Source organism: Alteriqipengyuania sp. (assembly GCF_964222115.1).
In the GTDB taxonomy this organism is placed as follows: Bacteria; Pseudomonadota; Alphaproteobacteria; order Sphingomonadales; family Sphingomonadaceae; genus Alteriqipengyuania.
The window spans coordinates 1-12,219 of sequence record NZ_CAXQBM010000030.1; the positions used below are offsets into that span (position 1 = coordinate 1).

Genomic DNA, 12,219 nt, shown 5'->3' on the forward strand with positions numbered 1-12,219 from the left:
CTTGGAGTGAGGGTATCCTCGCCCTCCCCTGACACACCTGACACAGGGTTATAGGGCGAAAACCTCCGCCCCCTTGCAGGCGCGATTTCAGGCGGGGAATCGACGGTGTGAAAGAGCGGCGCGGACGCTAGCGCCGCACCTGCGTGTAGGACAGAGCAACCATCGCCCGGAAGCAGCAGGCCGACGCGTTGCTACCGCTCATACTGCCGGATCACTTCCAGAAACGCATCGCCGTAGGCGTCCAGCTTCTTCGCGCCGATTCCCGGCAATTCGCCCAGCAGGGCGCGCGTCTGGGGGCGCAACCCGGCCATGTCGCGCAGAACCGAATCGTGGAAGATGACATAGGGCGGAACCTGATTTTCCTTCGCCAGGTCGCGCCGCAATTCGCGCAGGGCATCGAACAACGGATCGCCCACCGGGTTGAGCGCGCTTCCCGATCCGCCCGCGCGGCCACGCCCCTTGCCCCCGCTCCGCTTGGGCGGGATCACCAGGTCGAGCGGTTCTTCGCCTTTCAGGAAAGTCCGCGCCTGCGGCCCCAGCATCAGCCCGCCATGTTCGGTCGGCAGCAGGGCACCGCGCACCAGCAGCGCGCGGTGGACCGGCTTGAGCAGTGCGGCCTCGTCACCCTCGACGATCCCGAAGACCGACAATGCCTCGTGCCCCTGCGCACGGGCGCGTTCGCTCGACTGCCCGGTCAGCACGCTTTCGATATAGCCCGCGCCATACATCTGCCGCGTCCGCGCCACGGCAGAGAGGTATTTCTGCGCCACGACCGTCGCGTCGACTGCCTTGGGCGGCTCCAGGCAATTGTCGCAATTGCCGCAGCGTTCGGGCGGATCCTCCCCGAAATGGCGCAGCAGGATTGCGCGGCGGCAGCCGGCGGTCTCGACCAGCGCGCCTAGCGCGGCCAGCCGCGTATGCTCACCGCGTTGCCGCGTCTCCCCCACCTCGCCGATGCGCTGGCGCGCTCGCGCGAAATCTTCCGCGCCCCAGAAAAGGCTTGCCATGGCAGGGTCGCCGTCGCGCCCGGCGCGACCGGTTTCCTGGTAGTAGGACTCGATCGACTTGGGCAGGCCGGCATGGGCGACGAAGCGGACGTCGGGCTTGTCGATGCCCATCCCGAAGGCGACCGTGGCGCACATCACCATGTTCTCGCTCGCGACGAAGGCCGCCTGGTTCGCGGCGCGTTCCTCGGGCGGCAGGCCTGCATGGTAGCAGCGTACCTCGCGCGTCCCGTCGGACAGCGAGGCGGCCAGCCGCTCGGTCGCTGCGCGGGTCTGCGCATAGACGATTCCGGGGCCGGGATTCTCGGCGAGCAGCGCGCGCAGCTGCTGCGTCAGCGAATTGCGCGGTTGGATGGCGTAGCGGATGTTGGGCCGGTCGAACCCGGCAACGATCAGGCCATCCGGCGCGATCCCCAGCTGGGTCAGGATGTCGGCACGCGTATGCGCGTCTGCCGTCGCGGTCAGTGCCAGCCGTGGCACATCGGCGAAGTGGTCCATCAGCGGGCGCAGCAGGCGGTAATCGGGCCGGAAATCGTGCCCCCATTCGGACACGCAATGCGCCTCGTCGATGGCGAACAGCGAAATGCGGCACTGTGCCAGCAGGTCGCGGAAATGGCCCTGACTGGCGCGTTCGGGCGCGACATACAGCAGGTCGAGCTCGCCTGCGCGCAAACGTGCAACCGTTTCGGCACGGTTCTCGTCCACGCTGGTGAGCGTGGCGGCGCGAATGCCGTTCGCGCTGGCGGAGCGCAGCTGGTCGTGCATCAGCGCAATGAGCGGGCTGATGACGACGCAGGTACCCTCCAGCATCGTGGCGGGCAGCTGGTAGGTGAGCGACTTGCCCGCGCCCGTCGGCATGACGGCCAGCGTCGAGCGCCTGTGCATGACGCGCTCGACCACCGCTTGCTGTACTCCGCGGAAGGACCGGAAGCCGAAAACCTCGTGCAGCTTGTCCAGCACCTCGACAGGGGGAGCCGGCCATTCGGCGGGCAGGCCGGAGCCGCTCGCTCCCTCGCTATCCATTGCAAAGATGCTACGCTCGCCGGTCATTCACAAGGCCATGGCAGATCGTGCCGGGGGCGAGAAGAGCCACCCCCGGACTGCCGACAGGCTTCGCGCTCATGGAATGCGAAAATGCGTGTGCTCAGCCCAGCGTGTTGGATAGCCAAGTCGAACAAGCACTTATTGCAATAATAATGCTCGTTGTTGACAGTTCATGTCGCAACATTACGGTCTGGAGCGGGCTTTGGCACAGGAGATTTGAATGTCACGAGTGGCGATACTGATTGGCGCAACGGCGATGGTGGTTGGATCGCAATTCAGCGCCAGCGCCATGAACCCAAGGGCACCGTACAAATATGTAAATTGCTCTGGTTATCTCAATCAAAATGATTTCATGTCGGTTTTTTCTTCGGTCTTCTACTCCAAGACTGACGAAGAGACGCTGAAGGCAGCAATGTTGAAGCGGGTGAAGGCGAAGTATCCGAAAATGAGGAACGTCACCTGCTACGCAACGGGCACGGATACGGAAGAATACGCGAGAAAACTGCTCGCGGCGGCCAGGGCCAATGCGCCCCGCAAGGCCGATCTCGACTTTTCCTACTGATCGGGGAAGCGCAGCACGGCTCTGCGAGAAAAAGGCCGCCACGCTCGGCTCGAAGCGGGCGGCTTTTTTGGCGATCCCAAGAGAGGGACCTATTCGGCGGGCGCGGGCGCCTCTTCGTCCTCGTTCACGGTCGCAACCTGATCGGCCCCGGCCTCGCTGCCATCCGAAGGCAGCTCTCCCGGATCGAGTGTCGGTAGGTCGGTCGCGGCGGCCATCGCGGCTTCCATCGCCTCGCCGCCCGAAGGGACCAGCCCCATGCCTTCCAGCGTGCCGCCAACGCCCCACATCTGCGTCCAGCGGCCGACGTAATCGCGGATCGTCGGCATCTGTTCGAGATGCGCTTTCTTCACATACATGTAGAGCGGACGCGAAGCGGGATAGCTGCCGTCCATGATGCTTTCCTCGGTCGGTGCGACCCCGCCAAGCGTGTGCGCGCGCACCTTGTCCGTGTTTTCCTCGTAATAGCTGTAGCCCAGCACGCCGATGCTGCGCGGGTTCTGCGCAACCTTGCGCAAGGTCACGTCGTCCTGCTCGCCCTGGTCGAGATACTTGCCGTCGCTGCGGATGGTGCGGCACATCGTCTCGTAGCGATCCGAACCTTTGCCGAAGCCCTTCATGCCCGCATCCGACGTGCAAACAGGTTCCATCACGAGGTCGATCAGGCTGGTGCGCGTGCCGGAGGTTTCGGGTGGCCCGTAGACGACGATGGGCGCTTCGGGGAACGCGGGGTCGATATCGGACCAGTTCTCGCTGCCCTGGCTCGATCCGAAGGGGCTGGCGGCCAGCGCCTGGTACACCGCGCGCGTGGTCAGCGGGAATTCGAGGCCTTCGTCGACCGAGGAGATGAACACGATCCCGTCGAGCCCGAGCTGGATCTCGGCAATGTCGGACACGCCATTGGCAGCGCATGTCGCGTATTCTTCGCGGGTCATCCGGCGCGAGGCATTGACGATGTCCGGCGTGTCGAGCCCCACACCGGCACAGAACCGTTCGATCCCCTCACCCGTGCCGATCGATTCGATGGTCGCCGCGCTGGCGCCTTCCGCGTCGCTGGTCGGCTTCATCTGGTCGGCAACGGCGACCGCGAAGGGATAGATGGTGGACGAGCCGACGATCAGCAGGTTCTGCCGCTCTTCCGGGGCGCTGTCGCATCCGGTGAGCAGGGCAAGGGCGGCCCCCGCCAGCGTGAGCCCGAGACGAATTTTCATGAAATACGGTCCTCTGGATGGAACATGCGCGCGGGGCTACACCCGCGGCGTGACGGTCCTGTGACGAGTATTTCAGGACAGGCAGGGCCGCCGGTCCGGTGCGCCCGGAACCGGCTGAGCCTACCTGTTTTCGCGGTTTTTTATTCGCTGGCGGAATCGCCGCCCGCAGCCGCACTCGCCTCCGCACGCTCGGCTTCGAGCACCCCATCGCTTTCAAGGTCGGCGGCGGTCAGCTTGCCATGCGACTTGATGCGGCCGGTCATCTCTTCCATCGCGCCCGCGGGCAATGCGACCAGGCCGATCTTGGCCAGCGGCCCGCCCTTGTCCCACATCGACATCCACTGATCGAGATATTGCTGCAGGCCCGGGATCGCCTGCAGGTGCGCCTGCTTGACGTAGATGTAGAGCGGACGCGCGCCGGGATACTTGAAGCTGGCGATATTGTCGTAGGTCGGGTCCACGCCGTTCATCGGCAGGCCCTGCACGCGGCCCTCGTTCTCTTCGAGATAGGAATAGCCGAAGATGCCGACCGCGTTCTTGTTGCCTTGGATCTTCTGGACGATCAGGTTGTCCTGCTCACCCTGGTCGACATATTTCCCGTCCGAACGCACTTCGGTGCAGGTGCGATCGAACGCATCCTCGTCGCTTTCCTTCAGCGCTTCCATGCGCGGGTCGCTTTCGCAACCAACGGTCAGCACCAGTTCCTTCAGCGCGTCGCGCGTGCCGCTGGTCGATGGCGGCCCGTAGACGAGGATCGGCACGTCGGGCAGCGAGGGGTCGACATCGGCCCATGTCTCGCTGGTCTGTTCCTCGCCATACGGATTGGCGGCCAGCGCCTTGTAGACGATTTCCGGCGTCAGGCTCATCATGATGCCGCCGGTGGTGCTGGCAAAGGCGATGCCGTCCAGCCCCACCTGGATTTCGGTGATGTCGGTCACGCCGTTGCTCTGGCACGTTTCGAACTCGCTCACCTTCATCCGGCGCGAGGCATTGGCCATGTCGGGCGTATCCGCACCCACGCCCTGGCAGAACAGCGCGATGCCGCCGCCCGTACCGGTCGATTCGATCAGCGGCGAGCGCATGCCCGGATTGGAGCGGGAGAAGCTTTCGGCGACCTGCTTGGCAAAGGGATAGACGGTGGAGGAACCGACCGCGCGGATCGATTCGCGCGAACCGCCGCTGCTGTCGCATGCGGTCAACATCAGGCCGGCGGATGCCGCCAGCGCCAGGACATGCGTGAATTTCATCTGTCGTCTCTCTTTCGAATAAAGGTCTGCCGGTATGCCCGGCCCTAACCATCGCCTTGTGACAGTCTTGTGACGATCTTGTGACGAGCTTGTGGTGGGGCCGTTTGCGTTACGGAATGCACGCCACGGCCTTGCCCGCTGCCTGAGTCCAACCTAACGAGCGCGGCGACACTGCAAAAGGTATTTCAAGACGATGCGCATCGGCTGCCCCAAGGAAATCAAGAACCACGAATATCGCGTCGGCCTGACGCCCGAAAGCGCCCGCGAACTGGCCCGCCACGGGCATGAGGTGTGGATCGAGAGCGGTGCCGGGCTCGGCATCGACGCGACCGACGCCGAATACCAGGCGGCAGGCGCGAAGATCGTGCAGGGACCCGACCCGATCTTTGCAGAGTGCGAGATGGTGGTGAAGGTGAAGGAGCCGCAGGCGGGCGAACGCAAGAAGCTGCGCGACGGCCAGATCCTGTACACCTACCTCCACCTCGCCCCCGATCCCGAACAGACGGTCGATCTCGTCAATTCGGGCGTCACCGCAATCGCTTACGAGACGGTGACCGGGCCGGGCCGGACGCTCCCGCTGCTCAAGCCGATGAGCCAGGTGGCGGGGCGGATGAGCGTGCAGGCCGGTGCCACCGCGCTGGAAAAGGCGCGTGGCGGGCGCGGCGTGCTGCTGGGCGGTGTGCCGGGTGTGATGCCGGGCAAGGTCGTGGTGATCGGCGGCGGCGTGGTCGGCTTCAACGCCGCGCAGATGGCTGCGGGCGTGGGTGCGGACGTGACCATCCTAGACCGCGATCCCGAAGTGCTCGAGCGGGTCGGCACCCATTTCGAAACGCGCGCCAAGACGCGCTTCTCCAACGCCGCCAACCTGCACGATGCCGTGTGCGAGGCGGACCTTGTGATCGGCGCGGTGCTGATCCCCGGCGCGGCGGCGCCCAAGTTGGTCACGCGCGAGATGCTGTCCGACATGCAGACCGGCGCGGTGCTGGTCGATGTCGCAATCGACCAAGGCGGCTGCTTCGAAACTGCCAAGCCGACCACGCATGACGACCCGACCTATGTGGTCGACGGGATCGTGCATTATTGCGTCGCCAACATGCCCGGCGCGGTCGCGCGCACCAGCACCTATGCGCTCAACAACGTGACCCTGCCGCATGCCTTGCAGATCGCCGACCACGGGTGGAAGGCCGCCATGCGCGCCAACCCGCACCTCGCCGAAGGGCTGAACGTGTGGGATGGCAAGGTGACGTACAAGGCGGTCGCCGAAGACCTCGGTCACGAGTATGTGCCGGTGGAACAGGCCTTGGCGTGATGGAGCTACGCGGGAAGGCGAACCCTACGGCGTCGCCTTCCCTCTTCTTTAACCCCATTGCGCTAGAGGGGCGCCATGGGGTCGCTGCTGAGTCGGATCGGGGTTTTGTTCGCGTTGGCATGCGCGTGCCTGACAGCGCCCGCATCCGCCGCCCAGCTCGATCCTGATTGCCTCTTCACGACCTCGCAAGACCTCCCCATCGAAAGCGTTCGCGCCGATCCGCGATGGGTCTGCGACCCGGTAAACGCATTGGGATCTGCGCGCTTCAACTGGCTACGCTTCGACAATGCTGCCAGCACCGGTTTTCGCTATTTCGCGATGGAGGCGCGCTGGTTCGACAGCGTTACCGTCTACCGGATTGCCCGCGATGGCCGGATTGCCAGCAACAGCCTCGTCCCGGATGAGGTGCACCTCGAAAACGTCAACGATATCATGCTGCCGCTGCCGGATGTCGGCGACCCGCGAGCCACGGTGATCGTCCGGATAGACAATTACGCAAGGTTCCGTGACGCGCCGAATATCCGCCTTCTGGAGAGTGCCGACAAGCCGGCAGGATTGGTGGACGACCTCGTCTTCGCAGCCCTGCTGATAGGTCTTATCCTCGCCCCCTGCATCCTCGCGGCAATGCTGGCCTTTGCGCTGCGACAAGCCTTCGTGGCGTGGTACGCGGCGATGTGCGCCGGCATGGCGATGATCATCGCGATGACCAGCGGCCTCGCCGCCAGCTGGTTTTCGTGGGATCTGGCAGTGTTCCTGGTGTTCGAACGGCTGGGCTACGTCCTGATCATGTTCGCATCGTGCCAGTTTGCCCGCGAATTCATCGAACGCGATGCGCTGTCGTCCACCATGCGCAGGGTGCTGCGCTGGAGCGGCATTTTCATTCTCTTCGCGGGCGGATTGAACGCGGGTGTGATCCAGAGCCCGGCGCTGTTCGGCTTCGCCCAACTCGTCGTCCTGACAGCCTTGATCGCCGCTTTTGTCCAGGCGCTGCGGCGCGGGAGCCGCTGGGTCCGCTACCAGCTGCTCGGCTGGTCATTCGCGATGGTCCTGGTGACGGATATGGCGCTGAAAGGCGTCGGGCTCGGCGGATTTTTGGAAACCGATTTCCGGATCGTCTATTACGCGATGGTCTGGGAGATCATCGTCGTCGCGATCGGGGTGACCGACCGGGGACTGATGCTGCGGTCCGACCGCGACCGGGCTCGCCAGCTGGCCGCCGAAATGGAAAACCTTGCCGAACGCGATCCGCTCACCGGCCTGCTGAACCGGCGCGGCATTGCCAGCCAGTACGCCGATCTGATGCAGCAGGGGTTCACCACCTTTGCCCTGATCGACCTCGATCATTTCAAGTCGATCAACGATCAGTTCGGCCACCATGCCGGTGACGAAGCACTGGTCGCCACCGCCAGTGCGCTTGCGCCCGACGAAGACACGATCGCCGTGCGAATGGGGGGCGAGGAGTTCATGCTGGTGTTGCGCGGAACCGATGCGACCTTGCGGGCAGAGCGACGCCGCCGTGCGATCACCGCGCGAGTCGCCGACACTATCCCCGAGATGGACAGGCTCGTCACGGCCAGCATGGGCGTAGTCGAGGCCGCGGGCGAAGATGCTGCGGGCCTGCCCTTCGAAGTGCTTTATCTCCGGGCCGACAAGTTACTCTATCGGGCAAAGAACGAAGGGCGTAACCGCTATCTGAGCGAAGCGCTGGTCTTTACCGAGCCGCCAGCGGACGAGTATCGGGCTTACGCTGCCTGATTAATGGGCTGGCCGCGCATGGTGGCGCCGCCCCGCATCACCGTTTACAGTCCACGGCAAGCCACCTGAGACGCATCGCTTCTCCGGTGCAGCGCCACCCGGGGAGACGAAGATGAGTACGCAACAATCCACCAATTCGGGCTTTGGCCATGGGAGCGAACCGCAGGACGTGCTCGAAGGCATCGACCTGACCGGCAAGGTCGCGATCGTCACCGGCGGCTATTCGGGCATCGGGGTGGAAACCGTGCGTGGGCTTGCCGGGGCGGGCGCGAAGGTGATCGTGCCTGCGCGCAACCGCGAGAAGGCGACTGCAAACCTTTCCGACGTGGTGGGCGACGTGGCCATCATGGACATGGACCTTGCGGACCTTTCCTCGGTGCGGGCCTTCGCGGACCAGTTCGCGAGCGAGCATGACCGGCTCGACCTGCTGATCAACACTGCCGGGATCATGGCCTGCCCGCTCTCCCGCGTCGGCGCAGGCTGGGAACAGCAGTTCGGGGTCAACCACCTCGGCCATTTCGCGCTCGCCCAGGCGTTGATGCCATTGCTGGAGAAAACCGCGAAAGAGCCGGGCAGCGACGTGCGCGTGGTCGCGCTGTCCTCCACCGGGCACAAGCTTTCGGACATCCGGTGGGACGATCCCAACTGGGAGTCGGGCGAGTATGACAAGTGGCAGGCCTACGGTCAGGCGAAGACCGCCGACGCGCTGTTCGCCGTGGGCATGAACACCCGGCTGGCGCAGCACGGCGGGCGCGCCTTCTCGGTCCACCCCGGCGGCATTGCCACCCCGCTGCAACGCCATCTCGATAACGAGGAGATGGTCGCGCTCGGCTGGATGAACGAGGATGGCGAATTGTCCGAACAGGCCGCCAAGATGTTCAAGAGCGTCACCCAAGGGGCCTCCACCACGCTATGGGCCGCGACCGCGCCAGCGCTGAGGGATCGCGGCGGCGAATATTGCGAGGATTGCGATATCGCGGCGCTGGCCGACCCGGAGAACCCCAGCCGCTACAACACTGTTCAGCCCTACGCGGTCGATCCCGACAGTGCCGAACGCCTGTGGGCGATGAGCGAGGAGATGGTGGCGAGCTAGGTCGACCGACCTACGAGGTTCGTGCCTCGAGAACGCATTCTCGAACGGCGGCATAAAACGACACTCGATCGCCATCCTCGGTGCGCCACTTCGGATCGCTATTCGTGTAGTTGCCCAGCTGAAGGACCAAATCGTCTATTGTCTCGACCCAGCGGTCGCCATTGGCGACATGCTCGCCCTGCGCGTCCCTGAAATCGAGCTTCCAGCCGCCCGGTATCTCCCTGTAGAACGTGATGGTGGTCGGCGATCCATCTCCCTCTACGTGCGCAGTGAAAGTCCTTGTCCACATCGGTCTTCATCTATCCGTTGCATCAGTGACATGACACCCCCGTCACCCCGAGCACGCATGACGGTTTCGTGCCGGGTTGAGGGAAGGTGCATAGCACGCTGGCGCCCCCGCAAACGCCGACGCGGCAATAATCTCCGCAAAATCTGAACCTTTTCACGAAACCGCGACTACCGGTACGAGTGAAAGGGGTGATGGCAGGTGACACACGGCCATACGCATGACGAACGCCGCGAAGATGCGTTGCTGGCGATCCGCGCCCAGCTGGGCGAGGCGGATGCGTTCGACGCGCTCGTGCGCCGGTGGGGCCTGCCCCTTCGTCGATATGCGCTGACCTTTACCGACAGCGGCGATGCGGCCGACGACCTGGTGCAGGAAATCTGGCTGGGTGCCGTCCGCGGACTCGCCCGGTTGCGCGACCCGATGCGGTTCCGATCCTGGCTGTTCGGGATCGCCCATCGCACCGCCATGAACCGGTTGAGAGGCCGGTATCGCAAGCACGCGCTGCACGACGACGGGCCCCTGCCCGACATTGCGGACGCCGATGACCCGGAATCGCCGATGGAGCGCGAAGCGACGCTGAATGCGCTGTCGAAGGGCCTGACCCGGTTGAAGGCGACAGAGCGCCAGGTCCTCCAGCTGTTCTATCTCGAACAGCTCACCATTGCAGAGATTGCAGGCATCATGGCGGTCCCCCCGGGAACGGTGAAATCACGCCTGTTCCGCGCCCGCAGTCAGCTGAAAACCGAAGTCGAGCTGGAGATGGTCGATGACCGATGAATTTCCGAAAAACCTGGAGGCCGCAATGATCCGAACGAATACCAACGCCCTGTCCTGGCAGCAGCGGGCCCGATATCTCGCGCTGCTCCTGGGCTCTATCGCAGTCGGCATAGTCCTGATCGCGTTGCTGGCGACCGAGCCGGATCGGCCGGCTCATACATTTGCTGCATTTTCGGGCATGGCGCTGATGGCCGCAGGCTGGGTTGCCCTTGCGACATGGGTGCTGACCCGCAGGCGCCCGCTCTATAGTCGCGACCGCGTCGTGGCAGGGCGCATGGCGGTCAGCTTCAGCGGGCTTTTCACTGCCGGAGCATCCGTCGTGGCGGTGGTCGGCGGCGGCGGCGCGGCGGTACTCGCTGGCGGGCTGGGACTGCTGATGACGCTGGCCGCAATCTGGTTGCTGGTGAAAGCACGGCACCGGGTGAGAGACCTGGAAGCGCAGCGACACGAGCTTGCCCGCCAGATCGTCGGGGGTGCAGCATGATTGTCCGCTGCCTGCTGATCTGCCTCGCCCTCGCATCGTGTGCGCCTTCGCTGGCGAACGCGCCGGATGTGCCCGCACCACAGCTTGCCGAGCCGATGGCCATCACGACGCCCGATGGGGCCACCCTGTACGTAACGCGCGGCAAGATGCGCGTCCCGGCGGTACGGGCCGACACGCAGCGCGATCACGCCCCCATCACGCTCGCCTTCATTCGCGTGAGCATGGCTCCCGAACCATCGGAAACCGCCAGCGTGCTGCTTGCCGGGGGACCGGGCGAATCGGGAACCGCACTGGTGGAACAGCTCGTGCGCAAGGGCGGATCGCAAATCCTCGGCCTGTTCGGGGGTGACCTGATCGGGATCGACCAGCGCGGAACCGGCCATTCGAGCCCCAATCTCGGAATCGAACGCCCCTACGGCATCCCGCTTGCGGCAGAAGGCAGCATGCATGCGTGGTTGCCGATCATCGGCGAGGTAAGCGGTTCCATCGCAGGGGATTTGCGGGCCAAGGGCATCTATCCGCAGGCCTACACGACCCGCGAGAGCGCCGACGATGTCGACGCGGTTCGTCGCGCGCTCGGCTACGACAAGCTGAACCTGTGGGGCAGGAGCTATGGCAGCCACCTGGCGCTGGAGGTCTTGCGACGCCATCCCGAGAAGGTGGGACGCGTGGTGCTGGTCGGCCCGGAAGGCCCGGACGATACGTGGAAGCGCCCCGCACTGGTCGATACCGTGCTTGAACGGATCGCGCAGCGCGCGGAAGACCCGGAACTGCTGCCGAGGATGCGTCGCGTGCTGGCGAGCCTCGATGCCCAGCCAGTAACTGTCCAGTCCCGGCATCCGGAAACCGGCGAGCCCATCGTCGTCACAATCGGCGGCTTCGACCTTCGCTGGATTACAGCGCAGGCCTTGAGCGACCCGCGAACGATTGCGACCCTGCCTTCGGCATACCGGCAAATGGACGCAGGCGATTTCAGCAGCATCGCGCAGCTGGCACTGGTCTATCGCATGAGGTTGGGCCCGCAGAACGCGATGAAGCATTTCATGGACCTGTCGAGCGGCGCGTCGGCGGGGCGGACACGCCAGATCGAGGAAGAGGCGCAGTCTGCCGTTCTCGGTGACGCGATGAATTTCCCGGGGCGGTATCTGGCAAGTGCGTGGGGTGTCGAACCCACCGACGCGGCGGGGCCAGCGCCAGTGGCAAGCGATGTTCCCGTGCTGATCCTGGTAGGCGATCTCGACGCGCGGACCCCGGTGGAAAATGCCGAAGCGCTGCTACGGCACCTTCCCAATGGCAAACTGATTGTCGTGGGCCACGGCGCACATCAGTTCGACCTGTTCGGCAGTCCGAAGCTTCGCGAGGTCCTGTCCGCTTTCATGCAGGGGGAGCCGATCCCGGCCGAGCGAGTGGACGCGCGCCCTATTCCCTTCAGGGAGTAGGGCGTGGC

At 64.7% G+C, this 12,219-nt stretch carries 11 protein-coding genes; 7 read left to right on the forward strand and 4 right to left on the reverse strand.

Annotated features, from left to right (window positions below; genetic code table 11):
- Window positions 1–191: 191 nt before the first annotated feature.
- A complete protein-coding gene (recQ, locus tag ACEQXE_RS05375) occupies window positions 192–2,054 on the reverse strand; it encodes a DNA helicase RecQ (RefSeq protein WP_370177923.1) in 1,863 nt (620 codons plus the stop codon).
- 223 nt (window positions 2,055–2,277) lie between these two features.
- On the opposite strand from recQ, the gene ACEQXE_RS05380 reads away from it, so the two are divergent.
- Window positions 2,278–2,610: a hypothetical protein gene (locus tag ACEQXE_RS05380; RefSeq protein ID WP_370177924.1), complete on the forward strand. Its 333-nt coding sequence runs from the start codon at window positions 2,278–2,280 to the stop codon at window positions 2,608–2,610.
- An 89-nt stretch (window positions 2,611–2,699) separates the two neighbouring features.
- Here the strand turns inward: ACEQXE_RS05380 and ACEQXE_RS05385 are convergent, their stop codons facing one another.
- Together ACEQXE_RS05385 and ACEQXE_RS05390 are read right to left on the reverse strand one after the other, a co-directional pair.
- Window positions 2,700–3,818, reverse strand: a complete 1,119-nt coding sequence (locus ACEQXE_RS05385) for a substrate-binding domain-containing protein (RefSeq protein WP_370177925.1) — start codon at window positions 3,816–3,818, stop codon at window positions 2,700–2,702.
- 140 nt (window positions 3,819–3,958) lie between these two features.
- Window positions 3,959–5,065, reverse strand: coding sequence for a substrate-binding domain-containing protein (locus tag ACEQXE_RS05390; protein ID WP_370177926.1), 1,107 nt, complete (start codon window positions 5,063–5,065; stop codon window positions 3,959–3,961).
- 193 nt (window positions 5,066–5,258) lie between these two features.
- Here ACEQXE_RS05390 and ald point away from each other — a divergent pair, with 193 nt between their 5' ends.
- The 3 genes from ald (at window position 5,259) to ACEQXE_RS05405 (ending at window position 9,222) form a co-directional block, all read left to right on the forward strand.
- Complete coding sequence (gene ald, locus ACEQXE_RS05395; RefSeq protein ID WP_370177927.1) at window positions 5,259–6,374, forward strand: alanine dehydrogenase; 1,116 nt, start codon at window positions 5,259–5,261, stop codon at window positions 6,372–6,374.
- Window positions 6,375–6,449: 75 nt separating this feature from the next.
- The gene (locus ACEQXE_RS05400; RefSeq protein ID WP_370177928.1) at window positions 6,450–8,129 is read left to right on the forward strand and encodes a diguanylate cyclase; all 1,680 of its coding nucleotides are present in this window, start codon (window positions 6,450–6,452) and stop codon (window positions 8,127–8,129) included.
- Window positions 8,130–8,241: 112 nt separating this feature from the next.
- Window positions 8,242–9,222: an oxidoreductase gene (locus ACEQXE_RS05405; protein WP_370177929.1), complete on the forward strand. Its 981-nt coding sequence runs from the start codon at window positions 8,242–8,244 to the stop codon at window positions 9,220–9,222.
- Between the two features lie 10 nt (window positions 9,223–9,232).
- On the opposite strand, the gene ACEQXE_RS05410 is transcribed toward ACEQXE_RS05405, so the two are convergent.
- On the reverse strand, window positions 9,233–9,511 hold the full coding sequence (locus ACEQXE_RS05410; protein ID WP_370177930.1) for a hypothetical protein: 279 nt from the start codon (window positions 9,509–9,511) through the stop codon (window positions 9,233–9,235).
- Between the two features lie 198 nt (window positions 9,512–9,709).
- Here ACEQXE_RS05410 and ACEQXE_RS05415 point away from each other — a divergent pair, with 198 nt between their 5' ends.
- From ACEQXE_RS05415 to ACEQXE_RS05425, 3 genes are read left to right on the forward strand one after another with little or no spacing between them, the layout of a single operon-like run.
- Complete coding sequence (locus ACEQXE_RS05415) at window positions 9,710–10,288, forward strand: RNA polymerase sigma factor (RefSeq protein WP_370177931.1); 579 nt, start codon at window positions 9,710–9,712, stop codon at window positions 10,286–10,288.
- A gap of 25 nt (window positions 10,289–10,313) precedes the next feature.
- Entirely contained in the window at window positions 10,314–10,772 is a 459-nt protein-coding gene (locus ACEQXE_RS05420; protein WP_370177932.1) for a hypothetical protein, read from the forward strand.
- Window positions 10,769–12,211 carry an alpha/beta fold hydrolase gene (locus tag ACEQXE_RS05425; RefSeq protein ID WP_370177933.1) on the forward strand — a complete coding sequence of 481 codons (1,443 nt, stop codon included), beginning with the start codon at window positions 10,769–10,771 and terminating at the stop codon, window positions 12,209–12,211. The genes ACEQXE_RS05420 and ACEQXE_RS05425 overlap by 4 nt, the downstream gene beginning before the upstream one ends.
- Window positions 12,212–12,219 lie beyond the last annotated feature (8 nt).

What these genes read in the sequence shown, in the direction of transcription:
- ACEQXE_RS05410 (WP_370177930.1), bottom strand. Translation starts at nt 9,511, where the DNA reads ATGTGGACAAGGACTTTCACTGCGCACGTAGAGGGAGATGGATCGCCG.
- ACEQXE_RS05390 (WP_370177926.1), bottom strand. Translation starts at nt 5,065, where the DNA reads ATGAAATTCACGCATGTCCTGGCGCTGGCGGCATCCGCCGGCCTGATG.
- ald (WP_370177927.1), top strand. Translation starts at nt 5,259, where the DNA reads ATGCGCATCGGCTGCCCCAAGGAAATCAAGAACCACGAATATCGCGTC.
- ACEQXE_RS05400 (WP_370177928.1), top strand. Translation starts at nt 6,450, where the DNA reads ATGGGGTCGCTGCTGAGTCGGATCGGGGTTTTGTTCGCGTTGGCATGC.
- ACEQXE_RS05420 (WP_370177932.1), top strand. Translation starts at nt 10,314, where the DNA reads ATGATCCGAACGAATACCAACGCCCTGTCCTGGCAGCAGCGGGCCCGA.
- recQ (WP_370177923.1), bottom strand. Translation starts at nt 2,054, where the DNA reads ATGACCGGCGAGCGTAGCATCTTTGCAATGGATAGCGAGGGAGCGAGC.
- ACEQXE_RS05425 (WP_370177933.1), top strand. Translation starts at nt 10,769, where the DNA reads ATGATTGTCCGCTGCCTGCTGATCTGCCTCGCCCTCGCATCGTGTGCG.
- ACEQXE_RS05405 (WP_370177929.1), top strand. Translation starts at nt 8,242, where the DNA reads ATGAGTACGCAACAATCCACCAATTCGGGCTTTGGCCATGGGAGCGAA.
- ACEQXE_RS05385 (WP_370177925.1), bottom strand. Translation starts at nt 3,818, where the DNA reads ATGAAAATTCGTCTCGGGCTCACGCTGGCGGGGGCCGCCCTTGCCCTG.